The sequence below is a fragment of the Kaistia sp. MMO-174 genome, assembly GCF_037147815.1.
GTDB classification, from domain to species: domain Bacteria; phylum Pseudomonadota; class Alphaproteobacteria; order Rhizobiales; family Kaistiaceae; genus Kaistia; species Kaistia nematophila.
This window is the reverse complement of record NZ_JBBCUO010000005.1, coordinates 23,124-46,558: the sequence shown is the minus strand read 5'-3', so window position 1 is coordinate 46,558 and position 23,435 is coordinate 23,124. Positions and strand designations below refer to the sequence as shown.

The window sequence follows — 23,435 nt, the reverse complement described above, 5'->3', positions numbered from 1 at the left end:
TGCTTCGTTCGTGGCCCCGGGGCAGGGATAACGGTGTGACGCTTGAACAGGATATCGCACTCCTCTCGACGGTGCCGCTCTTCGCGGAGCTGGCGAACGACCATCTGCGGCTGATCGCCTTCAGCGCCACGCGGCTGGAGTTGCCGGCCGGGCGGGTGCTGTTCCGCGCCGACAGCAAGGCGCTCTCCGGCTTCATCGTGATGTCGGGTGAGATCGAGCTTTCCGAGGGCCATGGCGAGGACCACCACCGGCTCGGCGTCTACGGGCCGGGCACGCTGCTGGGCGAGATGGCGCTGTTCATTGAGACGCGCCGGCCGGCGACGGCGACCGCCGTCGGCGAGGCGCTGGTGATCGAGATCGACCGGACGCTGATGCGCCGCATCCTGACCGAATATCCGGACGTGGCGGCGCGGATGCACACCCGCATCGCCGACCAGCTGATGGAAACCGTCAACGAGCTGGGCGGGCTGGAAGGCCGGCTCGACGCCGTGCGGTTCGCCGCGCCGACCCAGTAGGCCGCTGTTTCCTCAGTCGAGCACCGAGCCGCAGGTCAGGTTCGCCAGCGCGCCGGTCATGGCGCCGGCGCGGTCGGAGGCGACGAAGGCGGCATAGTCGGCCACCTGGTCCAGCCGCGGCAGCCGGCCGAGCAGCGTGTCCTGTTTCGCATGCGTCTCCAGCCAGGCCTCGGTCGTGGTGCCGAAGCGGCGGGTCATGTCGTCGAACAGCCCCTGCGTATAGGAAAGTGGCACCGCGTCGGGAATGGCGTCCGAGCGCAGGCAGATGACGCGGATGCCGCGATGGCCGAGCTCCACCGCGAGCAGGCGCGAAAAGGTCTCGACCGCGCTGCAGGCGACGCCGTGGCCGAGGAAGCCGGGGCTGGTGATGCGCGAGCCCGGCGCCGTCAGCGTCAGGATGACGCCGCCACCCCTTTCGGCCATGTGCGGCGCCACGGCCTTTGCCGTGACGTAATTGGTGCGGGCATTGGCGTTGATGACGTGCAGGAACTGGTCGACGCCGACATCGGCCATCGGCAGGCCCTGGGTATGCACGACGCTGACCGCATTGAGCGCGATGTCGATGCCGCCCGCGCGTCTGGCGACCCGGCCGGCATGCGCGTCCACGGCGTCCTGGTCCTGCGCGTCGACGACGTCGACGCTGGCCCGGCCGCCTTCGGCGCGGATGTCGGCGGCGACCCGCTCGAGCCGTTCGAGCGTGCGGCCGGCGAGGAAGATCTCGGCCCCCTCGCGGGCAAAGGCGCGGGCGGTGGCTCCGCCGATGGCGCCGCCGCCGCCATAGATGACGGCGATCTTGTCTTTGAGCAGCATGACAGCCTCCCTGGCTGGTAGGGAAAATGCAAGTCTGGAATCGAGTGGTGCGTGCGGTGCGTCGCTACCAGGCCGGGATCTGCCGCTCATAGGCGGCGTCGAGCCGGGTCATGGTGCGCCAGAAGCTCTTCGGCGCCTCGCCGGCGAGGTTGGCCTCGAGAATGCCGAGATGGGTCTGCCATCCGGCCGAAACGCTGACCAGCGCCGCGCGCGACGGCAGGCGGGTATGGGTCAGGCGCAGCAGCACCTTGTCGCCGCTCGGCTCCATCTCGACGCGCACGTCGGATTCGAGCCCCGGCCCGTGCTGCCAGCGGAACCCGAACAGGCGCGGCGGCTCGCAGACGGTGACATGGCCGATGATCCGGCCCTCGTTGCCATGCTCGGCATATTTCGGCGGCGGCAGGTCGCCGGCGTCGGAGAGGTCGCCGTTGCGGATCTCGATGGCGACATGGCCGCCGGCGCGCGGCTCGATCTCGCCGGCACCGAACCAGGTGCGGCGCTTGTCCGGATCGATCCAGTAGCTCCAGAGGCGTTCGATCGGTCCGGGCATCCATCGTTCGATGCGCACGGCGTCCTTGGCGATCAATTGGCCGAACAGGGTTTCGCCGGATACGGCCTGGTCAAGCATGGTCATGACTGGACTCCTTCGCTGTCGTCCCGCTTCGGGTCTGGGTCGGCCCCCGTCCCGTGATCCTTGTCTTTCCGTTTGGCGTCCTCGGCGACGAGCAGGCCTTCGAGCGTGTCGAGGCCGCGCTGCCAGAACCGTTCGTAGTGGCGCATCCATTCCATGCCGGCATGCAGCGGCGCGGCGTCGAGCCGGCAGACATGCGTGCGGCCGGTGACGGTGCGGGCGACGAGGCCGGCCCGCTCCAGCACCTTGATGTGCTTGGAGGCGGCGGCCAGCGTGATCGCGAACGGCGCCGCCAGCTCGCCGACCGTCTGCTCCGATTGCGACAGGCGCGCCACCATCGCCCGCCGCGTCGGATCGGCCAGGGCATGGAAGACGTCGTCGAGGGGGAATGCGCTATGTTCAACCATGTAGTTGAATATAGCGCATCACCGCTGACAGTCAACCGATCGGTATAATGTTTTGGCGCAGGCGGTCCGGGGGGGCGGCCTCACCCTTTCACCTCTCCCATGGGGAGAGGTCGGAGCGAAGCTCCGGGTGAGGGGGGGCTGGGCTATCCGGTGAGGGCTGAACCCCTCACCCGCCGGCCTGCGGCCGCGCCGATAGACTGCGCCGCCTCAGACCGCGAGGCGGGCGATGACCGGGACGTGGTCGGACGGCTTGTTCCAGCCGCGCGCCTCGGTCAGCACCTTGATGCCCTGCAGGCGGGCGCTGAGCGGCGGCGTGACCCAGACATGGTCGAGGCGGCGGCCGCGATTGGAAGTCTCCCAATCCTTGGCCCGGTAGCTCCACCATGTGTAGAGCTTCTCGTCCATCGGAACGAACCGGCGCATGGCGTCGATCCAGCCGCCGGCCTCGCGCACCTCTTCCAGCAACTTCGTCTCGACCGGCGTGTGGCTGACGACGTCGAGCAGCTGCTTGTGCGACCAGACGTCGTGCTCATAGGGCGCGATGTTCAGGTCGCCGACGAGGATGGCGGGGCCGCTGGTCTCGGCGCCGGTCAGCCAGCTCTTCATCTCTTCCAGGAAGCCGAGCTTGTGGGCGAACTTGTCGTTGATCGCGGGATCCGGCTCGTCGCCGCCGGCCGGGATGTAGAAATTGTGCAGCGTGATCGGCAGCTCGCGGTCGGTCAGCGAGACGGAGATGTGGCGGGCATCCTCCTTGCCGAAGAAGCCGCGCCGCTTCGTCTCGATGAACGGCTTGCGCGAGACGGTGGCGACACCGTGATAGCCCTTCTGGCCGTGGATCGCCTGGTGGACATAGCCGAGCTTGTTGAAGGCACCGGCCGGGAAATTGTCCTCGATGCACTTGATCTCCTGCAGGCAGAGCACATCGGGCTGATGCGCCTCCAGGAAGGCGGTGACGAGATCGATCCGGAGGCGGACCGAATTGATGTTCCAGGTCGCGATGCTGATGGTCATGACAGGCCCCTGCGGCGGAAGAACCGCAGGCCCGCAATACGCAATCGGGCCGCGCATCGCCAACGAAAAATCGTCGCCGCCGCGCGCCGCCGGCGCGGCGTGGCGGACGGGCGACAATGGGAGGAGCGGTCAGAAGCAAGCCCAAAAAGGAACGCCCAGCTCCGGGGGGGAAGCTGGGCGTTGCGCTTTTCAGCGCCTTGCGCCCGTCTGTGACGCGGCGCTTCGCGGGACCATCTTCGGCGAGACGGGGGGCACTACCGATCGATGGAATGGCCCGCTGTCTATAGACTTGGGGATGTCGGAACCGAATTCAAGGCTGCGTGGCATTTCCGTCGCAGTGGCCCGTTCACAAGGTCGCGAGCCCGGCGTGTCGGGGCAGGTCCGTCAGCGCAGGCTCTTGTTGGGCAGGTAGTAATTGATCTTGAAATGCTTCGGATCGGCCGGCTTGCCGATCTCGACGTCATAGACGGCGACCGAGGTGTCGAGGCCCTGCGCGTCGGTGACGACCCACTGGCGCAGCTCGTAGGTCTTGTTGTCGAAGATCAGCTTCAGGCTGCCGCCGCCGAAGGCCGAATCCTGCTCCAGCACCAGCGAGATCAGGTCGGGTTCCTCGATCAGCTTGCGCACGATGTTGGACGAGGTCAGGTCCATCTGGTCGGCGAGAAGATAGCGCAGCGGCGTCTTCTTCAGCGGATAGAGGTCCTGCGTCATCATCTTGTTGTCACGGATCGCGACCTGGTTGCCGTCGCTGACGACGTCCATCTTGACCGGCGGGCTGTAGTTGAAGCGGATCTTGCCGGGGCGGGCGAGGAAGAACACGCCTTCCGACTGCTCGCCGTTCGGGCCGAACTGGATGAAGCGGCCCTGCATGGTGCGGATCGAGTTGAAATAGGCGTTGATCTTGCGCAGCGCCGCCATCTGTTCGGCGTTGAAGGCGGCTTCGGCGCGGCCGGGCAGGCCGATGGCGCCGAGGCCGAGCGAAGCGCCGAGGCCGAGCGTGGTGGTCAGGAACCGACGCCGGGTCATGCCGGCAGCTTTATCGATCGTCACGATGGGCATCCTTCGCGTGGTTCGCGTTTCTCGCGTTCTTGTCGTTCTTGCGTCAATCGCGGCTCTTGCCGCGCCTGCCGGACGCTCGTCTCCGACCGGCCGCAGGCGGCGGCTGAAAACGAGGGCACTCGCGACCTAGTTCCGCTTGATGGCGATTTCGCGACGTCAGAAGCGGCCGTCTTCCTCGCCCTCGACCAGGATCTCGCGCTTGCCGGCATGGTTGGCGGGGCCGACGAGGCCCTCCTTCTCCATGCGCTCGATCAGCGATGCGGCGCGGTTGTAGCCGATGGAGAGGCGACGCTGGATATAACTGGTGGAGGCCTTCCGGTCCCGCAAGACCACGGCGACCGCCTTGTCGTAGAGGTCGTTCGATTCCTCGCCGCCCAGCACCGACGCGGCCGGATCGCCGCCCATTTCGCCCTCGCCGTCGTCCTCGGTGATGGCGTCGAGATAGTCGGGACGACCCTGCAGCTTCAGGTGGTTGACGATCTTCTCGACTTCCTCGTCGCTGACGAACGGGCCATGCACGCGCTGGATGCGGCCGCCGCCGGCCATGTAGAGCATGTCGCCCTGGCCGAGCAGCTGCTCGGCGCCCATCTCGCCGAGAATGGTGCGGCTGTCGATCTTCGACGTGACCTGGAAGGAGATGCGGGTCGGGAAGTTGGCCTTGATCGTGCCGGTGATGACGTCGACCGACGGGCGCTGCGTCGCCATGATGACGTGGATGCCGGCGGCGCGCGCCATCTGCGCCAGCCGCTGCACGGCGCCTTCGATGTCCTTGCCGGCCACCATCATCAGGTCGGCCATCTCGTCGATGATGACGACGATGTAGGGGATCGGATCGAGCGGAAGGTCTTCCTGCTCGTAGATCGCCTCGCCGGTCTCCTTGTCGAACCCGGTCTGGATCGTCCGCGTCAGGATCTCGCCGCGCGCCTTCGCCTGGCCGACGCGGGCATTGTAGCCGTCGATGTTGCGGACGCCGACCTTGGACATCTTGCGATAGCGGTCCTCCATCTCGCGCACGGTCCATTTCAGCGCGACGACGGCCTTCTTCGGGTCGGTGACGACCGGGGTCAGGAGATGCGGGATGCCGTCATAGATGGAGAGCTCCAGCATCTTCGGGTCGATCATGATCAGCCGGCATTCCTCCGGCGTCAGCCGGTAGAGCAGCGACAGGATCATGGTGTTGATGGCGACCGACTTGCCGGAGCCGGTGGTGCCGGCGACGAGCAGATGCGGCATGCGCGAGAGGTCGACGACGACGGGCTCGCCGCCGATCGTCTTGCCGAGGCTGATCGGCAGCCGCGCCTTGGAGTTCTCGAAATCCTCGGCGGCCAGCATCTCGCGCAGGAACACCATTTCGCGGCGGGCGTTCGGCAGCTCGATGCCGATGGCGTTCTTGCCGGGAATGACGGCGACGCGCGCGGCGATCGCGCTCATCGAGCGGGCGATGTCGTCGGCAAGGCCGATGACGCGCGACGACTTGATGCCGGGCGCCGGCTCCAGTTCGTAGAGCGTCACGACCGGGCCGGGGCGGACATTGATGATGTCGCCGCGAATGCCGAAATCGTCGAGTACGCCTTCGAGCACACGGGCGTTCTGCTCCAGCGCCTCGGTGTTGATCTTGGTGCGCGGATCGACGGCGCGCGGCGCGGTCAGGAAGTCGAGCGTCGGCAGTTCGAAAACGTCGTTCTGGCCGCGCGTCGGCTGCACGTCGCGGGTCTGGCGCTTGCCGGGTTTCGCGCGCGCCGCGGGCTGGGCGGCGCGGCCGGTGGGCGCCGGCGGCGGCAGCTCGTCCTCGTCGTCGCCGGACCAGTCGTCCTCGGCGTCGTCGAGCGGGGCGGTGCGGACGCGGCCGCCGGCCTGGCCGGCCGCCTGGCCCGCCATGCGTGGCTCGACCCGGCCGCCTCGAACGTCTTCAAGGTCCGGGTCGCTCCTGCGCACGGCCTTGCCGGCCTCGCCGCGACCGAACAGGCGCGCCAGGCTCGCCTTGGCCGAATAGCCGAAATGGGCCATGGCGCCGAGCGGCACGGCCAGGAAGCTCGTCCGCTCCTCCTCGCCCATCAGGTCGTCGGCATCGAAATCCTCGTCGCGGCGCGGGCGCCTGGCCGGTGCGGCGCGGGCGGTTTCGCGGGCCTGCGGCCGTTCCTCTTCCTCGCGGCCGAAGCGGATGAAGCCGGTGGCGTGCAGGAACAGGACGACGGCGACGATGGCGAAGAACGCGGCGGAGACGAGCGTGGCGTTGGCGCTGACGGGCGTGCCGACGACGAGCGCCGGCAGGCGGGCGAGGATGTCGCCGATGACGCCGCCCATGCCGGTCGGCAGCGGCCATTTCGGCGTGACCGGCATCAGCGCCATCACCGCCGCGGCGAAGGCGCTGGCGCCGAGCCAGGAGAGCAGCATCGTCTTGCGGAAGGGGCGGCCGCCGAACAGGCAGCGCCAGCCCCAGACCACCGCCGGCAGCAGCAGCACCGAGACGGCGAGGCCGAGGAACTGCATCAGGAGGTCGGCGATGATCGCGCCCGGCAGGCCGAGCATGTTGGCGGCCGGCTTGCTCACCGCATAGGAAAGCGAGGGATCGTCGACCGTCCAGGTGGCGAGCGCCGTCGCGGTGGCGGCGATGGCGGCGATGAGCGCCAGGCCGAGCAATTGTCCGAGATGGCGGCGGACGAGGCGGCTCATCCCGCCTTCGTCCTCGGCGGGCATGGGCATTGTAACCGATCGTGTCGAACGCATTGTCCGCTCATGTCCTTTGCGCATCTGGCGCGCCGATGGTCCGACATTGCCGGGCCATCGCCGCGCTGCCTCCTTCGCCGGAGCTGTCGGGCCGATGCCCGTCGATGCTCCCTTTCATGCATGGCCGCGTCGTCGTCACGCGGGCCGGTATTCGTCGCGCATCGCGGCGCTCAGCCAAGCACCCCCGCCATCCGGGTCAGCGCTTCCTGGGTGATCGCGAGATCCTGCACCATGGCGACGCGGATATAGGGCGCGCCGGGATTGCTGCCGTCCGGCAGCGGCAGCGACAGATACTCGCCGGGAATGGTGCGCACGCCCGCCTCGCGCCAGAGCCGGTCCGCCGCCGCGACGCCGTCGCCGACCTCGAGCCAGAGGAAGAAGCCGCCTTCCGGCCGGCTGGCGCGGACCTTCGGTCCCAGCGTCTGCAGCGCGGCGTCGTATTTGGCGTTGTAGAGGGCGCGGTTCTCGGCGACGTGGCTCTCGTCCGAATAGGCGGCGACGGCCACGGCCTGGATCGGGCCCGGCACCTGCGGCGCCGCCACGTTGCGGAAGCGCTGCCAGTTGTCGAGGAAATCGGGGTCGCCGGCGACGAAGCCGCAGCGCAGGCCCGGCAGGTTGGAGCGCTTCGACAGCGAATGGAAGGTCAGGATGTTGCCATAGCCGGCGCCGAGGCTATCGGCCGCCTGCAGCACGCCGGGCGGCGGCGCGTCGCGGTAGATTTCGGAATAGCACTCGTCGGCGAACACCATGAAATCATGCGCGCGGGCGATCTGGATCACCTGCGTCCAGTCGGCCAGCGTGGCGACGTCGCCCTGCGGCGCGGTCGGCGAGGCGACGTAGACGGCGATGGTGCGGGCGAGCACCGCTTCGTCGACGCGGCCGAGATCCGGGAACGAGCCGTCGCGGCCGGAGCCGAGCAGCACCACCTCCGCCCCGGCGACTTCGGCGCCGGCGGCATAGGCCTGGTAGAACGGGTTCGGCAGCAGCACGACCGGCGTCTCGATGTCCGGCCGGCGCTGGCGGGCGCTCAGCGCGGCGAGCGTCAGCCCCTCGCGCGAGCCGTTCAGCGGCAGCACCATGCGCTCGGGATCGATGCGGGCCGTGAGGCCGTAGCGCTGGTCGAGCCAGCCGGCGATGGTCTGTCGGAACGCGTCGGTGCCGCGGATCGGCGGATAGCGGCCGAACAGGGCGACGTTTTCCGCGATCACCGGCGCCACGAAGGACGGGATCGGGTGCTGCGGTTCGCCGATGGTGAGGTTGATCGCCGGCATGCCAGGTTCGACGCCGGCCAGCTGTTCATTCAGGCGGGCGAAGGGCGAGGTCGATTTTCTGGTGCTCGTCGGGCCGAGCATGGCGCCGATCCTTGTATCTGGGGTCCGAGGAAACCACCGTAGTGGCCGTTGGTTAAGCCCGCTTTAACCATGGCCGGCATGGCCAAAAAAAGACCCCGGCCGCGGGGCCGGGGTCTCGTCGCTCTGGAAGGTGTTGTTTCTTGTGTGGTGTGCGGGTGGCGCCTCGCGGCGCCAGCCGGTCTTAACCGTGGTAGGCGCGCTCGCCGTGCTCGACGATGTCGAGACCTTCGCTCTCGACTTCCTTGCGGACGCGCAGGCCGACGATGACGTCGACGATCTTGTAGAGGATCGCCGAGCCGACGCCCGACCAGACGAGGGTGAACAGCACGCCTTCGATCTGGATCCAGAGCTGGTGGCCCATCGCGTAGTCGGCGACGCCGACGCCGCCGAGCGACGGGGAGACCAGGATGCCGGTGGCGATGGCGCCGACGATGCCGCCCACGCCGTGGATGCCGAAAACGTCGAGGCTGTCGTCATAGCCGAAGGTGTTCTTCACCGTCGTGACGAAGAAGAAGCAGATCAGCGAGGCGATGAAGCCGAGGACAATGGCGCCGACCGGGCCGATGAAGCCGGCAGCCGGGGTAACGGCGACCAGGCCGGTGACGACGCCGGAGATGGCGCCCAGCATGGAGGGCTTGCCGCGGACGATCCACTCGATCAGCGACCAGCCGATGGCGGCACCCGCCGTGGCGACGAAGGTGTTGATGGTGGCGAGACCGGCGACCGAGCCGGCCGTCAGGGCCGAACCGGCGTTGAAGCCGAACCAGCCGACCCACAGCATGGCCGCGCCGACCATGGAGAGCGTCAGCGAATGGGGAGGCATCAGGTCCTTGCCGAGGCCGGTGCGCTTGCCGATGATCAGGGCGCCGACCAGGCCGGCGATACCGGCGTTGATGTGGACGACCGTGCCGCCGGCGAAATCAAGCGCGCCGCGCTTGAACAGCCAGCCCGTCGACTGCCAGACCGAGTGGGCGATCGGCAGGTAGACGATCGTGATCCAGAGGATCATGAACAGGATGACGGCCGCGAACTTCGTGCGCTCGGCGAACGAGCCGACGATCAGCGTCGCGGTGATGGCCGCGAAGGTCATCTGGAACGACAGGAAGACATATTCCGGGATGGTGCCGGAAAGCGTATCCGGCGTGATGCCGGCGAGGAAGGCCTTCGACAGGCCGCCGATCAGCGCGCCGCCATCGGTGAAGGCGAGGCTGTAGCCGTAGAACACCCAGATGATCATCGCCACGCAGGCGATCAGGAGAACCTGCATCAGCACCGACAGCATGTTCTTGGCGCGGACGAGGCCACCGTAGAACAGCGCGACGCCCGGAACGATCATGGCGAGGACGAGGATGGTCGAGACGAGCATCCAGGCGGTGTCGCCGGAGTTCAGCGTCGGCACGGCGGCGGTGACCGCCTCGACCGCCGGTTCGGTGGCGTCCTGCGCGAAGGCGGCGACGGCCGAAGCCAGAAGCGCGCCTCCCGCCGCAGCCAGAGAGAAGGGAGCATTTCGAAGGTTCATTGCATTTCTCCTGTCGGGCCGGCGTTTCCGCCGGTTGCCTGCGCCCGGGGCGGTGCCCTTCTCGCAGCTGGTCTTCGATGGGATGGTGGGTCGACTTGAAATTCTGCTCATCCGCCGCCGCCGGGCGACGGCGCGGTCGGACGTGGCCTAGAGCGCGTCGGCGTCGGTCTCGCCGGTGCGGATGCGGACGGCCTGCTCGATCTGGTAGACGAAGATCTTGCCGTCGCCGATCTGGCCGGTCTTGGCGGCGCCGGCGATCGCCTCAACGACCTTGTCGACGGCCTCGCTCGCCACCGCGACCTCGATCTTGAGCTTGGGCAGGAAGCTGACGGCGTATTCGGCGCCACGGTAGATCTCGGTATGACCCTTCTGGCGTCCGTAGCCCTTGACCTCGGTCACGGTCAGGCCCTGCACGCCAATGCCGGTCAGGGCATCGCGGACCTCATCCAGCTTGAATGGCTTGATAATCGCCATGACGATTTGCATCGGTTCGGATCCCATTTCTCTCTGCGTCTGGTGGACGAAGGGCTCCGATCTCTCTCGGCCCTCGGCAACGATCGCGGACAAGCGAGCGCCGCCGCTGGCATAGGCCAATCAAGGTCCGTGCCAAGTTCTGAAATTTGCCGAAAAAAATGCGGACCGCCGAGAACAACGGCAGATAAGACGTCAAAGAATGGGCGTTGCCGCGCTCTTGCCGCAAACCGTGATCACGGCGAAGGCAATTGCGATCATTTGCCTAAATAATAGGCGTCCGGATGGCGCCTGCGCAAATCCGCGTCAGCGGCTGACCGGCCGGACCAGGCCTTCCTGCGCCACCGAGGCGACGAGCACGCCGCGGCGGTCGAACAGGCTGCCGCGGTTGAAGCCGCGCGCGCCGAAGGCGGACGGGCTGTCCTCGACATAAAGCAGCCAGTCATCCATGCGCAACGGCCGGTGGAACCAGAGCGCATGGTCCAGGCTCGCGACCTGCAGGCCGGCGTCGAAGGCCGACCTGCCATGCGCCAGGAGGGTGGTGTCGAGCAGCGTCAGGTCGGAGGCATAGGCGAGCACGCAGCTGTTCAGAACCGGATCGTCGCCGATCGTGGTCTTGGCGCGGATCCAGATCGCCTGGTGGCTGCGCGGCTCGTCGCGGCGGAAATAGCCCTTGAGGTCGACCGGGCGCAATTCGATCGGCCGCAGCCGCTCCCAGTAGCGGCGCACGCCGGGCGGCGCGCCGTCGAGCAGGGCGGCGCCGATCTCGCCGTCGACCGGCAGCTCTTCCGGCGCCGGCACGTCCGGCATGGCGATCTGGTGGTCTAGCCCGGCCTCGCGGATGTGGAAGGAGGCGGACATGATGAAGATGGTCTGGCCGTGCTGGATGGCGACGACGCGGCGGGTGGAGAAGCTGCCGCCGTCGCGGACGCGCTCGACCTCGTAGACGATCGGCGCGGCGGGATCGCCGGCGCGCAGGAAATAGCCATGCAGCGAATGCACGGGCCGGTCGGTGACGGTGCGCGAGGCGGCGACCAGAGCCTGGCCGATGACCTGGCCGCCGAAGACGCGCTGCCAGCCGGGGTCGAAGCTGCGACCCCGGAACAGATTGTGTTCGAGCGGTTCGAGATTGAGTATCGAGAGAAGGTCGTCGATCATGCTTGCATCGGTCGCGTTCGGGAATTTCGTATCGGCAGGTAGCGCTCCGGCGGCTGGCCGGTCAAGTCAAGCGGCGGATCGCCGGAAGGGATGGAGTCCATGGCCACGCAGCAGCAGCGAACCCCTGCCATCGACGTCCTGATCGCCGGCGGCGGCTATGTCGGGCTGTGCACGGCGCTGGCGCTGAAGCAGGGCGCGCCGTCGCTTGCCATCGCCGTCGTCGATCCGGCGCCGGCCGGCAGCGGCGCGCGCGACGGCCGCGCCTCGGCGATCGCGGCGGCGGCGAAGCGGATGCTCGGCACGCTCGGCATCTGGGACAAGATCGTCGACACCAGCCAGCCGATCCACGAGATGATCGTCACCGACAGCCGGCTGCGCGACGCGGTGCGGCCGGTGTTTCTCACCTTTTCCGGTTCCGTCGACGATGGCGAGCCCTTCGCGCACATGGTGCCGAACGGGGCGCTGGTCGGCGCGCTGTCCGAGGCCTGCCGCGATGCCGGCGTCGAGCTGATCACAGGTGATTCGGTCGCCGATTTCGTCACCCGCGCCAGCGCCGTCGAGGCGAAGCTCGGCAGCGGCAGGACGATCTCCGCCCGCCTGCTGGTCGCCGCCGACGGCGCCAGGTCGCGCCTGCGCGATCTCGCCGGCATCCGCACGGTCGGCTGGGACTATGGCCAGTCCGGCATCGTCACCACCGTGCAGCACGAGCGGCCGCATCACGGCCGCGCCGAGGAGCATTTCCTGCCGGCCGGTCCCTTCGCGATCCTGCCGCTGCCGGGCAACCGTTCGTCGCTGGTCTGGTCGGAGCGCAGCGAGCACGCCGAGCGGCTGGTCGCGGCGGACGAGTTCACCTTTCAGCTCGAGCTCGAGCGCCGCTTCGGCCACCATCTCGGCCCGATCGAGGCGATCGGTCCGCGCCGCGCCTATCCGATCGGCCTGAAGCTGGCGCGCTCCTTCATCGCGCCGCGCGTGGCGCTGGTCGGCGACGCCGCGCATGCGATCCACCCGATCGCCGGCCAGGGGCTCAATCTCGGCTTCAAGGATGCGGCGGCGCTTGCGGAGACGGTGGTCGACGCGGCCCGCCTCGGGCTCGATCCGGGCACGCTCGACATTCTCGAGCGCTACGAGCGCTGGCGCCGTTTCGACACGGTGCAGATGGGCATCGTCACCGACGGGCTGACGCGGCTGTTCTCGAACGACAATCCGGCGCTGCGGATTCTGCGCGATGTCGGCCTCGGCCTCGTCGACCGGCTGCCACGGCTGAAGGACAGTTTTATCGGCGCCGCCTCCAATGTCGGCCAGGCCGGCCCCCGCCTTCTGCGCGGCGAGGCGATCTGAGGGAACCCTCGCTGCGCTTCCTTACCTCTCCCATGGGGAGAGGTCGGAGCGAAGCTCCGGGTGAGGGGGGACGGCCCCTCCGGTGAGGACTGAACCCCTCACCCGCCGGCCTGTGGCCGTCGACCTCTCCCTCAGGGAGAGGTGAAGGAAGCTCACCTCGTCGAGGCTAGGCCGCCTCAGAACGGTCGGGCTTCGTCCGGCAGCAGGATCGGGATGCCGTCGCGGATCGGGTAGGCGAGCCGCGCGGCGCGGCTCACCAGTTCCTGGCGCTCGGCGTCATATTCGAGCGTCGTCTTGGTGAGCGGACAGACGAGCAGCTCCAAGAGCTTGGCGTCGATCCGGCTGGCCGGGCGCTCGACATGGACCATGGTCCGCTCCTATTGCAGCTGCGAATTGGCGGTGCCGTCGCCGCGCCGCGCCAGCGAGATCTCGGTGAGCGCGATCAGCGTCTCGGCGCGGGTGCGCAGGTCCGGCGCCTCGAGCAGCGCCTGCTTCTCGGCCATGCCATAGGGGCTCATCATCGACAGCGCGTTGACCAGCGTCTCGTTCGACGCCTTCTCGATGCTGTCCCAATCGGCCTCGAGCTGGTTGGCGTCGAGATAGAGGCGGAACGTGTCGAGCAGGTGGCCGCGGTCGACCGTCTCGGAACCGGCGTCCTCGACGAAATCCGACGGGAAATCGGCGGCCGAGACGCGGCAGCGACGAAAGCCCGATTCCGGCTCCACCTCCTCCAGGATGCGGAATCGGCTGATGCCGGTCAGGCAGATCATGTAGCGGCCATCGCCCGTCTCCGAATAGGAGGTGATGCGGCCGGCGCAGCCGACGGCGAACAGCTCTGCCGCCTCTTCGCCGTCCTCGGTCACCGTCATCGGCTGCACCATGCCGATGATGCGGTCGCCGGCCATGGCGTGGTCGACCATCGCCATGTAGCGCGGCTCGAAGATGTTGAGGGGCATCTGGCCGCGCGGCAGGAGCAGCGCTTCGGGGAGCGGGAAGACCGGAATCAGGCCAGGCAGATCGTCCGGACCTTCGTAGGTGGCATTGCCTGCCTGCATGCGAACAGCGCCTTACGCGAAGAGAAGGGAAGAAAGCCGGCGACGACCATAGAGGGTCGCCTCGTCGGTCGGCCCCCAGGCCTCGAAGAACTGCACGAGCTGCTTGCGGGCCTTGTCCTCTTCCCAACTGCGGTTCATGCGGAAGATGTCAAGAAGCTGGTCGGCGGCGTCTTCGCGCTGGTCCTTGGCGTTGAGCAGCAGGGCGAGGTCGAAGCGGGCGTCGAAATCCTTCGGATTGCCCTCGATGCGGGCGCGCAACTCGCCCTCCTCGCCGAGATCGGCGGCCTGGTCGGCGAGCGCGATCTGGGCGCGGATGGCGCTGACGCCGGGATCTCTGGCCTTGTCGTCGGGCAGCGAATCGAGCAGTTCGCGCGCCGCGTCGATATTGCCGGTCGCGACATCGCAGCGGGCGAGGCCGACCAGCGCCTTGAAGGTGTCCGGCTCGGCGGCGAGGATCGCGGCGAAGAGCTCGGCCGCCTGGGCGAACTGGCCCTGCTCGACGAGGCCGTCCGCCTCGGCCAGCGCCGCCTCGATCTCGGCGCCGCCGGCGGGGCCGGCCACGCGCTCGATGAATTCCTTGATCTGGCCTTCCGGCAGCGCGCCCATGAAGCCGTCGACCGGGCGGCCGTCGACGAAGGCGATGACGGCCGGGATCGACTGGATGCCGAGCTGGCCGGCGATCTGCGGGTGATCGTCGATGTTCATCTTGACCAGGCGAACCGTGCCGCGCGCCGCCTGCACGACCTTCTCGATCACCGGCGTCAGCTGCTTGCACGGGCCGCACCAGGGCGCCCAGAAATCGACGAGCACCGGCTGGCGGCGCGATTCTTCCAGCACGTCCTTGGCGAAGCTGTTGGTCGTCGTGTCCTTGATCAGCGCGTCGGCGCCGTTGCCGGGCTGGGTCGCGGTCGTGCCGGAGCTGAAGCTTTGCTGGTTCATGCGGATTGCCTCGATCGTCGGGGGCCGGCGCGGCGCCGGCATGTTGGGCTGAACATGGCGCTTCGAGCCCGGATTTACAAATCCGGATTGCCGGAAGGCCCGGAAAAGGCGAGCAGAACCGGCTCGTGCCCGGTGGCGCGCAGGAAGGTCATGAGATCCTCCGCGGCGATCGTCGTCGTCGCCGTGTTGACGAGCGGATGGAAGTTGACCGGGCCGCCCTCGACCAGCGCCGCGTCGAGCACGACCCGGATCTCGGCCGGCTGGTCGCTCAGCACGCCGAACGGCGTCACCGAGCCTGGCAGCACGCCGAGCCGGCTCTGCATCAGCTCGGCCGAGCCGAACGAGACGCGGCCGGAGGCGCCGATGCGCTCGTGCAGGCGCTTCAGGTCGATCACCGCGTCCTCCTGCGCGACAACGAGGAACAGCGCTCCCTTCTTGTCCTTCAGGAACAGGTTCTTGCTGTGCAGGCCCTCGATGGTGCCGCGCAGCGCCTGCGACTGCTCCACCGTATGGAGCGGCGGATGGGTGACGGTGGTCGTCTCGATGCCGAGGCTTTCGAGAAACGCGAACAGATCGTCCTGGCTGGCCGGCATCTTTCCATCGCTCTTCGTTGCGGGTTTGCGCCCTTGTGAAGCATGTCGCGGCGGGGGCGGCAAGCGCCCGCGCCAGTGGAGATTCGTCCAAAAAGAAAGCCCGGCGCGAGGCCGGGCTTTCCATGCATTCGGGATCGGGTCGATCAGAACTTGAAGTTCAGGCCGGCCGTGATCGCGTGGCCCGTGGCGCCGCCATTGACGACCGGGTCGAAGTTGCCGATGTCCTTGTTGCCGAGGTCGACATAGTCGTACTCGAGACGGGCGGTGAGGTTTTTGGTGAAGGCGTATTCGACACCGGCACCCGCCGTCCAGCCGACCGCCCACTGGCTCTCGTCGGCATATTTCAGGTCGCCATAGGCGACACCGCCCTTGGCGTAGAGCAGGAAGTTGTCCCAGGCGTAACCGGCGCGGGCCGTGGTCTTGCCGAGCCACTGCAGTTCGGCGACGTCCTTCAGCGACGAATAGGCGATGTCGGTCTCGACGCCGATCACCCAATGGTCGATCTGGTAGTTGTAGCCGGCCTGCGCGCCGACGAGGCCGCCGGTGCCGCTCAAGCCATCGAGATCGCCGGTGAAGTCGCCGAACAGCGCGCCGCCATGCACACCGACATAGAAGCCGGTCCAGTCGAAGGCGGCTTCGGTGACGACAGGGGCGGGAGCGGGGGCCGGCTCGTAGGTGAGATCGGCGGCCGATGCGGCGCCGGTGAGTGCGACCAGGGCGGCGCCGGCGAGAAGGAGCTTATTCATGGGAACCTCAAGAGATGCGAGTCCGGGCAAGAACGCACCCGAAACTTCCTATCTCAGCCACCCCTGGCTTACCCGTGTCGGGGAGGTAGCACGCTCTTTGCCGCCTGACGACCCTGAAGCCGGGGGCGAGGGCGCGAAAGGCCGGATTCACGGGTGCGCTGCGGTAAAAAGGTCGCGCATCGTGGCGGACCGGTGGCAGCTTTCTGGCCCAAATCGGGATGAAAAAACCCTCTTGCAATCGATCAGAGCTTCGGTCATAAGGTGCGCACGCCGGCGGCGCCGGATGTATGCGGGTGTAGCTCAGGGGTAGAGCATAACCTTGCCAAGGTTAGGGTCGAGCGTTCGAATCGCTTCACCCGCTCCAATTCTTCCGGTCACCCACCGGATGCTTAAAAAGGCCACGGTATTCCGTGGCCTTTTTGCTTTTCCGGCCCCGATCGTCTTTGGATCGGGCTGTGGCAACTTTCTCCGAATGGCGCAATCCAGCCGAAATTGCTGCGCCGGCCTGGCGGTTCCCGCCTTCGGCCGGGCGCGTCGCGCCGGCGAAATCGGGGGCTATCGTCTCGTTCCGAAGGCCTGTGCAAACTCGCTCGGACGCTTGCAATCGATCCGGGCTTGCGCCATAAGGTGCCCATGCCCGGCGCGAGCCGGACGGAAGCGGGTGTAGCTCAGGGGTAGAGCATAACCTTGCCAAGGTTAGGGTCGAGCGTTCGAATCGCTTCACCCGCTCCAATGTCTCCGGTCACCCACCGGACGATCAAAAAGGCCACGGTTTCCGTGGCCTTTTTGCTTTTCGGGCCTGCCTCCCGCCGCCGGCCAGGCGCCCGCATGCGTTCCCTCGAAACTCCATCGCCGCACGCTATCTGCTTTCTTGCTGAGACGGCATGCGGCCGGCTTTGGGCTTCTGGCTTGAGCTCCTGGCGCCGGCTCGCCGTCCTGCGCCGCGACGCCGGCCGGGGCAGGGCGGTTCGCATCGGCGAAAGGCCGGCGATCGCATCGACAGGAGCAACATCATGGCACGTCATCCGCTCGCCCCCTTCGGTGGCAGCCATCTGACCGGCGGCGATCCGTTCTCTTCGCTTCAGCGCGGGATGAACCGCCTGTTCGAGGACGTGCTCCGAGGCGGGGGACTGCCTGCGACCGGCGCGGAAGGCCAGGAAGGCGGCATGCTGATGCCGCAGATCAACGTCTCCGAGAGCGATACCGAGATCCGCATCACCGCCGAGTTGCCCGGCGTGGCGGAGAAGGATGTCGACGTGACGCTCGACGACGACATGCTGACCATTCGCGGCGAGAAGCGGCTGGAGCAGAAGGGAGACAAGGAAAACTATCACTTCGTCGAGCGGTCGTTCGGCCGCTTCATGCGCTCCGTCCGCCTGCCGCAATCGGTGAATCGCGACCAGGTGCGGGCGAATGTCGAGAACGGCGTCCTCACCATCGTGCTGCCGAAGAACGCGGCCCAGGAAAAGACCCGCCACATCCCGGTGATGGGCGCCGAGTCCAAGGGCAGCGGCACCGGCACCAGCCACTGAGGCGCGCTGCGCCGTTCCCGACGGAGCGCGGACCCTAGGGCGATTCCGGCAGGCCGAGAAGCTCGTCACGGAGCGCGATCACGTCGGGGCGCAGGTTTTCCGGCACGCGCGGCGAGGCGGCGCCATCGAAATCGACGAAGGCGGCGAGCCGCGCCAGCGCGTGGCTCGTCCTGCCGGCGTATTTGAGCGCCAGCGCCTCATGATAGACCGCCCGCCACAGGAGGTCGGATTCGACCACGGCGGTGTGCGGTCTCAATCGGATCTTGGTCCGGCACAGCCGCGCGGCAGCCCGGAAGCGCTGTGCTGCGCCCGCATAGTCGGCTCGGTGATTGAGCATCAGCATGCCGAGATAGTAGGTTGACGCAGCAATGCAGAGCGGCCAGCGAGCGGCAAACTCCTCCGCGGTCTCGATGTTGTCGGTCTTGGGTGCTACGTCCGTCATGTCGGGCGCGAAGACTGCTTCGGCCAGGGCATAGTTTCCCGCATCGATGGCACCTCGGAACAGCCGATAGCGTAGCCCGGTTTCCACCGGCGTGCCGGGTGTCGCTCGGTCGAGCGCTTGCTCCAGGTAGCCATGCATGAGATCCGCAAATTGCGCCGGCGATCTGTCGAAAAGGCGGAGCGGCTGCCGCGACGCGTAGACCAGCATGCTCGCCGCGCTCTTGTCGACCTCGACATGGTCGAAGCCGGCAGCCTTGAGCGCACGCACTAGAGAGATATCGCTGAAGAGTATGGTATGAGCCCCGGGCGAGAGCAGTCCCAGCAACAAGCTCGTATCGGTTCCACGGTGAATGCGATCGGCATCCGGCGTGGTGAGGATCAGGATGCCGTCGTCCGCGAGATGGCTCGCGAGGATGTCGATGAATTCGCGCGGATCGTGGACGTGCTCGATGACTTCGGAGCAATGCACGATGTCGAAGCGGTCGCCGGGTTCGGCATTCCGGTTCGCGAATGCGCTGACGATATCGAGCTTCAGCTGCTCGCGCCCCAGTTCGCCGTAGCGGGAAGGCTCGTAGCCCTTCACCTGCCAGCTGGACATGTCGCGGATCGCTGCCAGACCGAAGCCGAAGCCGCAGCCGATGTCCAGCAGCCGGCCGTGGCTTTCTTCGGGAATGGCGCGCAGGATGTTTCGCGCGATCAGATCGATCGCGCCATTGAACTCGACATATTCGCGGAAGACGAATTCGGTCGAGGTGTGCTGCGTGTAGTCGATCTCGGGGAACGGATCATAGGTCAGCGACAGGCAGTCATCACAGCGATAGAGATGCAGCGGCGAGCCCGGCGCTTCCGCCGACTGGGTGTTGCCGACCGTGAGAAGATGCGGCTTCGGAGCCGAGCCGGCGCAGACTGGGCAGGCGAAGGTCGAAGGCTGCCAGTGACCTTCGTTGAATCGGATGGACAAGGTTCGGTCCTTTCCGACCGTGCGTTTCGTTGGGAGGGCGTTTCCGGCGCTTCAGCCGGCGCCATGCGACGGATAGGCCCTGCCGTGCTCGAAGGAGGCGTCGCGCTGTAGCGGCCAGCGGACGGCGTCGTCCGGTAGGTCGGACGTCTTGCGGGCGAGGATCCAGGCGGTCACCATGCCGTCATGCAGCTGGAACTCCAGCATCGGCCCCGATCGGACCGAGGGATGCGCCAGCATGCGCACCGGGTTGATCATGCCGGACGCGACGACCTCGAAGCCCATGGCCGGCGAGAAGAGCACCTTCAGCCCCTCGCTCGACATGCGCCAGAAATCGTTCGGCATCTCGTGGATCGGAAACGAGTGCGGCACCGCGTGCAGGGTGAGGCCGCCGATCTTGAGGACTTTGTTGATCTCGTGCGCCACCAGCCATGGACAGGCGAGGTGCTCGATGACGTCGAAGGAGCAGACGCCGTCCAGGCTGCCGGCGGCGACGTGGTCGCTGAGAAAATGCGCGTCACCGACGATGTCGACGCCGGGAGCCTTGTGGATGTCCAGCCCGACGAATTTGCATTCCGGGGCGAACCTGCCGGCGTTCAGGACCGCTAACGGGCTGACGGCGCGCGCGCCGATTTCGAGGACCGTGCCGCCGCTTCGCTTCATCTCGGCGATGAACTGGTCGACCGGCAGGCCGGCATCGCTGGCGGGGGAATTGAGCGGGTGGTCGGCGGGAAGGCCGGCCACGTCGAATTCCAGCGTGCCGTGCGCGGTTTCGACCTGCAGCGTCACGGGGCGGAACGGCGCGCAGGGCAGGTAGACGGCAAAGCCGCAGCGGGTCGAGGCGAGCGAGGGAAAGAATTGCAGCAGGTCCGGACGATCGAAAAGCTCCGTCGCCGTCGTGCGGGATTCGCCGCTACGCAGATGGATGGCCGTCGGAGCCGCGAGATAGGCGTGCGCCCAGCCCTTCACATACACGCCATGCAGATCGCACCACAGCGCGTCGATCATGTGAAATGCGTAGGGGTCTAGCGTCGAGTTCTCTGCGGTCATGGATGATCGATTCAATCAGCGTTGCATACCGCATTCTCTGTACCGGGTGGGCTGGCAATCGTCAGCGATTTTTCCTAACGATTCAGGATCGGACAAGGGTGTGATGAAGCTTGTCTTTTCGGGAGCCATGCATGACGATCCTTACGATCGCGACGATCATCCCGCTCTATAATGGTGGCCCCTTCATTCGCGACGCCCTGGAGAGCGTGCTGGCGCAGTCGGTGCCGCCGGACGAGATTCTCGTCGTCGACGACGGCTCGACCGATGACGGCCCCGCGATCGTCGAAGAAATGGCGAAGATCCATCCGATCACGCTTCTCCGCAAGCCGAATGGCGGCCAGTCGTCGGCCCGAAACTTTGCTGCCGAACGATGCAGCAGCAGCCACATCGCGCTGCTGGACCAGGACGACGTCTGGTATCCGGACCATCTCGCCACCTTGCGGGCCCCCTTCGTCGACGGTTCCAACGACGAGCGGCTGGCGGTCGTCTATGGCAACCTCGATCACGTCGACCGCGACGGGAAGATGGTGGCGCACAGCTGCTTAGACGGCTTCGGCTCGGTCCATCCCAAGACGACGCTGCAGCAGTGCCTGGAGCGGGACATGTTCATGCTTCCGGGAGCCTCGCTCCTGGAAAAGGAGGCGCTCTTCAAGGCGGGACGCTTCGACGAGAGGCTGTCGGGCTACGAGGACGACGATCTCTTCCTGCGGATATTCCGGGAAGGCTATCGCAGCCGTTACATCGATCGGCCGGTAACGAAATGGCGCATTCATCCGGGCTCCACCTCCTACAGCCTGCGAATGGCCGTCTCGCGGATGATCTACTACCGGAAGCTGGTGGAAACCTTCCCGAACGAGCCGAGGCTGCATCAATTCTGGGTGCGGGACTATATCGCGCCGCGGTTCTTTCGTTCCGTCGTCGGCGACTACATCAACGGGTCGAAGGCTGGCGACAAGCCGCGCATGGACCGTTGCTGGGCCGACATGCGGGTCATTGCGCCGGAACTCCCGCGCCGGACGCGCCGGCGCTTCCGGCGGGTTGCGCCACTGATCCATGTCGTCCACCGCGCCCGCTTGACGAACCTTGCCCGGATGCTGCTTCGCTACGCGATATCCGACCGCAAGAAGGCGGCGGTCGTGCTTCAGCGACAGGTCGCCTAGGCGCGCGCGGGGCCGTTTACTCGATCCGGTTGCCCGAGTCCGGGTCGAACAGGCTGATCGAGTCGGGCTGGATGGCGAGGCCGAGGGGTTCGCCCGGTGCGATCGCGAGCTTGGGGCCAAGCCTTGCCGTGATCGATTGCCCGCCCAGCGTCAGAACCACCAGCGTGTCCGGGCCGGTCGGCTCGACGACGTCGATCGTGCCCGTCAAATCCGGCTCGGAGGCATTGGCCGCGAAGGATTCCGGCCGCACGCCGAGCACCACCTTCCGGCCGGCAAGGCCTTCCAGATTGGCGGCGACGCGGGGCAGGCGAATCGTCGTCGGGTCCCTGCCTTCCGTTTTCAGCACCATGTGCTCATCGTCGCGTGCCAAGACGCCATGGACAAAATTCATCGAGGGCGAGCCGATGAAGCCGGCGACGAACATGTTGGCCGGCTTTTCATAGGTGGTCATCGGGTCGGCGAGCTGCTGGATCACGCCGCCCTTCATCACCGCGATGCGGGTGCCGAGCGTCATCGCCTCGATCTGGTCGTGCGTCACATAGACGACCGTGGTGCCGAGCCGGTTGTGCAGGCGCTTGATCTCCGTGCGCATCTCGGCGCGCAGCTTGGCGTCGAGGTTGGAGAGCGGCTCGTCGAACAGGAACAATTCCGGCTCGCGCACGATGGCGCGGCCCATGGCGACGCGCTGGCGCTGGCCGCCGGAGAGCTGGCCGGGCTTGCGGTCGAGCAGGTGGTCGACCTGCAGCATGCGCGCCGCGCCATCGACGGCGCGCTTGCGGGTGTCCGTCTCGACGCCGCGCATTTCCAGGCCGAAGCCGATGTTCCGCTCGACCGGCATGGTCGGGTAGAGCGCGTAGGACTGGAACACCATGGCGATGTTGCGGTTCTTCGGGTGGACGTCGTTGACCCTTTTGTCGCCGATCCGGATGTCGCCTGCGGTCGGCGTCTCGAGCCCGGCGATGATGTTCAGAAGGGTGGACTTGCCGCAGCCCGAGGGGCCAAGCAGGACCAGGAATTCGCCATCCTCCAGCTTCAGGTCGATGCTCTGCAGCACATCGAGCGCGCCGAAGCTCTTGCGTACGCCGTTCAGCGTCAGTGTCGACATGGTTTCGTCCTCAACCCTTGACCGCGCCGGCGGTGATTCCGTGGACCATGGTCCGCTGCACGATGGCGAACAGGATCATGACGGGGATGATGCTGATGATGCCGCCGGCGGCGAGCACGCCCCAGGGCAGCTGGAATTCGCCGACCATCAGCTGCAGGCCGACCGGCCAGGTGCGCGAGCCCTGGCTGGTGGTGAGCATCAGCGCGAACAGGAACTCGTTCCACGCCGCGATGGCGACGAAGACGGAGGTGGCGACGAGGCCATTGCGGGCGAGCGGCAGCACGATGCGGACCATGGCGCCGAGCCGCGTGCAGCCGTCGATGCGGGCGGCGCTTTCGAGCTCCTTCGGCGCCGCGTCGAAGAAGCCCTTCAGCATCCAGACGAACAGCGGCAGCAGGAAGCTCGTATAGGCGAGCGCCAGGCCGAGGCGGCTGTCGAGCAGGCCGACGCCGCGCATCAGGATGAAGAGCGGGATGATCATCAAGACGGCCGGGAACATGCGGATGACCAGATAGCCCAGCATCAGCGCGCTTCGGCCGCGATAGTGGAAGCGCGAGAAGGAATAGGCGGCGAGCGTGCCGGTGATCAGGCAGAGCCCCACCGTGGTCGCCGTGACGACGAAGGAATTGAACACCAGCGTCGGGAAGCCGGACTGGGTCCAGATCGCGACGTAATTGTCGAAGGTGATCCGGGTCGGGATGTACTGGATCGTCTGGGTGACGATGTCGGCTTCGTATTTGAGCGAGGTCAGGAAGGTCCACAGAAGCGGGAAGATGCAGAAGACCGTCAGCGTGATGAGCACCGCATAGGTGGCGATGTTCCAGGCGAGACGGGCGCGTCGGCTTGTCGTGATCATGG

General features: G+C 67.0%; 23 protein-coding genes and 2 tRNA genes. 6 read left to right on the top strand and 19 right to left on the bottom strand.

The genetic code is table 11. The features are described 5' to 3' along the window. The first annotated feature begins 35 nt into the window (after positions 1-35). A complete protein-coding gene (locus WFK98_RS18070) occupies positions 36-515 on the top strand; it encodes a cyclic nucleotide-binding domain-containing protein (RefSeq protein WP_266336596.1) in 480 nt (159 codons plus the stop codon). A gap of 12 nt (positions 516-527) precedes the next feature. Here the strand turns inward: WFK98_RS18070 and WFK98_RS18065 are convergent, their stop codons facing one another. The 10 genes from WFK98_RS18065 to tesB form a co-directional block, all read right to left on the bottom strand. After that, on the bottom strand, positions 528-1,325 hold the full coding sequence (locus tag WFK98_RS18065; protein ID WP_336801211.1) for an SDR family NAD(P)-dependent oxidoreductase: 798 nt from the start codon (positions 1,323-1,325) through the stop codon (positions 528-530). A gap of 64 nt (positions 1,326-1,389) precedes the next feature. Next, positions 1,390-1,959, bottom strand: coding sequence for an SRPBCC family protein (locus WFK98_RS18060; RefSeq protein WP_336801210.1), 570 nt, complete (start codon positions 1,957-1,959; stop codon positions 1,390-1,392). Then, positions 1,956-2,363 (bottom strand): ArsR/SmtB family transcription factor, encoded by a 408-nt coding sequence (locus WFK98_RS18055; RefSeq protein WP_336801209.1) that lies wholly within the window; start codon positions 2,361-2,363, stop codon positions 1,956-1,958. Before WFK98_RS18055 ends, WFK98_RS18060 begins: the two co-directional genes overlap by 4 nt. 207 nt (positions 2,364-2,570) lie before the next feature. After that, positions 2,571-3,374 carry an exodeoxyribonuclease III gene (gene xth / locus WFK98_RS18050; RefSeq protein ID WP_336801208.1) on the bottom strand — a complete coding sequence of 268 codons (804 nt, stop codon included), beginning with the start codon at positions 3,372-3,374 and terminating at the stop codon, positions 2,571-2,573. Positions 3,375-3,758: 384 nt separating this feature from the next. After that, the gene (locus WFK98_RS18045) at positions 3,759-4,433 is read right to left on the bottom strand and encodes a LolA family protein (RefSeq protein ID WP_266336591.1); all 675 of its coding nucleotides are present in this window, start codon (positions 4,431-4,433) and stop codon (positions 3,759-3,761) included. 156 nt (positions 4,434-4,589) lie between these two features. Further along, positions 4,590-7,160 carry a DNA translocase FtsK 4TM domain-containing protein gene (locus WFK98_RS18040; protein ID WP_442907453.1) on the bottom strand — a complete coding sequence of 857 codons (2,571 nt, stop codon included), beginning with the start codon at positions 7,158-7,160 and terminating at the stop codon, positions 4,590-4,592. A gap of 170 nt (positions 7,161-7,330) precedes the next feature. Continuing rightward, positions 7,331-8,512 carry an aminotransferase class I/II-fold pyridoxal phosphate-dependent enzyme gene (locus tag WFK98_RS18035; RefSeq protein ID WP_336801206.1) on the bottom strand — a complete coding sequence of 394 codons (1,182 nt, stop codon included), beginning with the start codon at positions 8,510-8,512 and terminating at the stop codon, positions 7,331-7,333. A 181-nt stretch (positions 8,513-8,693) separates the two neighbouring features. Then, positions 8,694-10,031, bottom strand: coding sequence for an ammonium transporter (locus tag WFK98_RS18030; protein WP_266336588.1), 1,338 nt, complete (start codon positions 10,029-10,031; stop codon positions 8,694-8,696). Positions 10,032-10,178: 147 nt separating this feature from the next. Next, the gene (locus WFK98_RS18025; RefSeq protein WP_266336587.1) at positions 10,179-10,517 is read right to left on the bottom strand and encodes a P-II family nitrogen regulator; all 339 of its coding nucleotides are present in this window, start codon (positions 10,515-10,517) and stop codon (positions 10,179-10,181) included. Between the two features lie 291 nt (positions 10,518-10,808). After that, entirely contained in the window at positions 10,809-11,660 is an 852-nt protein-coding gene (gene tesB / locus WFK98_RS18020; protein ID WP_336801205.1) for an acyl-CoA thioesterase II, read from the bottom strand. Between the two features lie 99 nt (positions 11,661-11,759). On the opposite strand from tesB, the gene WFK98_RS18015 reads away from it, so the two are divergent. Beyond that, a complete protein-coding gene (locus WFK98_RS18015) occupies positions 11,760-12,998 on the top strand; it encodes a ubiquinone biosynthesis hydroxylase (protein WP_266336585.1) in 1,239 nt (412 codons plus the stop codon). Between the two features lie 176 nt (positions 12,999-13,174). On the opposite strand, the gene WFK98_RS18010 is transcribed toward WFK98_RS18015, so the two are convergent. From WFK98_RS18010 to WFK98_RS17990, 5 genes are all read right to left on the bottom strand, one after another. After that, entirely contained in the window at positions 13,175-13,366 is a 192-nt protein-coding gene (locus WFK98_RS18010; RefSeq protein WP_266336584.1) for a Trm112 family protein, read from the bottom strand. A gap of 9 nt (positions 13,367-13,375) precedes the next feature. After that, entirely contained in the window at positions 13,376-14,053 is a 678-nt protein-coding gene (locus WFK98_RS18005; RefSeq protein WP_266336583.1) for an LON peptidase substrate-binding domain-containing protein, read from the bottom strand. 12 nt (positions 14,054-14,065) lie between these two features. Further along, positions 14,066-14,992, bottom strand: coding sequence for a thioredoxin (gene trxA / locus WFK98_RS18000; protein WP_336801204.1), 927 nt, complete (start codon positions 14,990-14,992; stop codon positions 14,066-14,068). A gap of 74 nt (positions 14,993-15,066) precedes the next feature. Next, positions 15,067-15,585 carry a prolyl-tRNA synthetase associated domain-containing protein gene (locus WFK98_RS17995; RefSeq protein ID WP_336801203.1) on the bottom strand — a complete coding sequence of 173 codons (519 nt, stop codon included), beginning with the start codon at positions 15,583-15,585 and terminating at the stop codon, positions 15,067-15,069. 143 nt (positions 15,586-15,728) lie between these two features. Next, the gene (locus WFK98_RS17990) at positions 15,729-16,331 is read right to left on the bottom strand and encodes an outer membrane protein (RefSeq protein ID WP_266336580.1); all 603 of its coding nucleotides are present in this window, start codon (positions 16,329-16,331) and stop codon (positions 15,729-15,731) included. A 289-nt stretch (positions 16,332-16,620) separates the two neighbouring features. Here WFK98_RS17990 and WFK98_RS17985 point away from each other — a divergent pair. From WFK98_RS17985 to WFK98_RS17975, 3 genes are all read left to right on the top strand, one after another. Next, positions 16,621-16,695, top strand: a tRNA-Gly gene (locus tag WFK98_RS17985). A gap of 293 nt (positions 16,696-16,988) precedes the next feature. Further along, positions 16,989-17,063 (top strand) — tRNA-Gly (locus tag WFK98_RS17980). 281 nt (positions 17,064-17,344) lie between these two features. After that, the gene (locus tag WFK98_RS17975) at positions 17,345-17,863 is read left to right on the top strand and encodes an Hsp20/alpha crystallin family protein (protein ID WP_336801202.1); all 519 of its coding nucleotides are present in this window, start codon (positions 17,345-17,347) and stop codon (positions 17,861-17,863) included. A 34-nt stretch (positions 17,864-17,897) separates the two neighbouring features. On the opposite strand, the gene WFK98_RS17970 is transcribed toward WFK98_RS17975, so the two are convergent. Continuing rightward, positions 17,898-19,265, bottom strand: coding sequence for a class I SAM-dependent methyltransferase (locus tag WFK98_RS17970; RefSeq protein WP_336801201.1), 1,368 nt, complete (start codon positions 19,263-19,265; stop codon positions 17,898-17,900). Between the two features lie 51 nt (positions 19,266-19,316). Beyond that, a complete protein-coding gene (locus WFK98_RS17965; protein ID WP_336801200.1) occupies positions 19,317-20,312 on the bottom strand; it encodes a class I SAM-dependent methyltransferase in 996 nt (331 codons plus the stop codon). 131 nt (positions 20,313-20,443) lie between these two features. Here WFK98_RS17965 and WFK98_RS17960 point away from each other — a divergent pair, with 131 nt between their 5' ends. After that, positions 20,444-21,472 carry a glycosyltransferase family 2 protein gene (locus WFK98_RS17960; RefSeq protein WP_336801199.1) on the top strand — a complete coding sequence of 343 codons (1,029 nt, stop codon included), beginning with the start codon at positions 20,444-20,446 and terminating at the stop codon, positions 21,470-21,472. A gap of 16 nt (positions 21,473-21,488) precedes the next feature. Here the strand turns inward: WFK98_RS17960 and WFK98_RS17955 are convergent, their stop codons facing one another. Then, on the bottom strand, positions 21,489-22,577 hold the full coding sequence (locus tag WFK98_RS17955) for an ABC transporter ATP-binding protein (protein ID WP_336801198.1): 1,089 nt from the start codon (positions 22,575-22,577) through the stop codon (positions 21,489-21,491). A 10-nt stretch (positions 22,578-22,587) separates the two neighbouring features. After that, positions 22,588-23,433: a carbohydrate ABC transporter permease gene (locus tag WFK98_RS17950; protein ID WP_336801197.1), complete on the bottom strand. Its 846-nt coding sequence runs from the start codon at positions 23,431-23,433 to the stop codon at positions 22,588-22,590. Positions 23,434-23,435 lie beyond the last annotated feature (2 nt).

Coding starts and splice junctions, on each gene's coding strand:
- WFK98_RS18040 (WP_442907453.1), bottom strand. CDS start 7,160: ATGCGTTCGACACGATCGGTTACAATGCCCATGCCCGCCGAGGACGAA.
- xth (WP_336801208.1), bottom strand. CDS start 3,374: ATGACCATCAGCATCGCGACCTGGAACATCAATTCGGTCCGCCTCCGG.
- WFK98_RS18025 (WP_266336587.1), bottom strand. CDS start 10,517: ATGCAAATCGTCATGGCGATTATCAAGCCATTCAAGCTGGATGAGGTC.
- WFK98_RS17950 (WP_336801197.1), bottom strand. CDS start 23,433: ATGATCACGACAAGCCGACGCGCCCGTCTCGCCTGGAACATCGCCACC.
- WFK98_RS17965 (WP_336801200.1), bottom strand. CDS start 20,312: ATGACCGCAGAGAACTCGACGCTAGACCCCTACGCATTTCACATGATC.
- WFK98_RS18015 (WP_266336585.1), top strand. CDS start 11,760: ATGGCCACGCAGCAGCAGCGAACCCCTGCCATCGACGTCCTGATCGCC.
- WFK98_RS18060 (WP_336801210.1), bottom strand. CDS start 1,959: ATGACCATGCTTGACCAGGCCGTATCCGGCGAAACCCTGTTCGGCCAA.
- tesB (WP_336801205.1), bottom strand. CDS start 11,660: ATGATCGACGACCTTCTCTCGATACTCAATCTCGAACCGCTCGAACAC.
- WFK98_RS18035 (WP_336801206.1), bottom strand. CDS start 8,512: ATGCTCGGCCCGACGAGCACCAGAAAATCGACCTCGCCCTTCGCCCGC.
- WFK98_RS17955 (WP_336801198.1), bottom strand. CDS start 22,577: ATGTCGACACTGACGCTGAACGGCGTACGCAAGAGCTTCGGCGCGCTC.
- WFK98_RS18005 (WP_266336583.1), bottom strand. CDS start 14,053: ATGCAGGCAGGCAATGCCACCTACGAAGGTCCGGACGATCTGCCTGGC.
- WFK98_RS18065 (WP_336801211.1), bottom strand. CDS start 1,325: ATGCTGCTCAAAGACAAGATCGCCGTCATCTATGGCGGCGGCGGCGCC.
- trxA (WP_336801204.1), bottom strand. CDS start 14,992: ATGAACCAGCAAAGCTTCAGCTCCGGCACGACCGCGACCCAGCCCGGC.
- WFK98_RS17960 (WP_336801199.1), top strand. CDS start 20,444: ATGACGATCCTTACGATCGCGACGATCATCCCGCTCTATAATGGTGGC.
- WFK98_RS18030 (WP_266336588.1), bottom strand. CDS start 10,031: ATGAACCTTCGAAATGCTCCCTTCTCTCTGGCTGCGGCGGGAGGCGCG.
- WFK98_RS18010 (WP_266336584.1), bottom strand. CDS start 13,366: ATGGTCCATGTCGAGCGCCCGGCCAGCCGGATCGACGCCAAGCTCTTG.
- WFK98_RS17990 (WP_266336580.1), bottom strand. CDS start 16,331: ATGAATAAGCTCCTTCTCGCCGGCGCCGCCCTGGTCGCACTCACCGGC.
- WFK98_RS17975 (WP_336801202.1), top strand. CDS start 17,345: ATGGCACGTCATCCGCTCGCCCCCTTCGGTGGCAGCCATCTGACCGGC.
- WFK98_RS18055 (WP_336801209.1), bottom strand. CDS start 2,363: ATGGTTGAACATAGCGCATTCCCCCTCGACGACGTCTTCCATGCCCTG.
- WFK98_RS18045 (WP_266336591.1), bottom strand. CDS start 4,433: ATGCCCATCGTGACGATCGATAAAGCTGCCGGCATGACCCGGCGTCGG.
- WFK98_RS17995 (WP_336801203.1), bottom strand. CDS start 15,585: ATGCCGGCCAGCCAGGACGATCTGTTCGCGTTTCTCGAAAGCCTCGGC.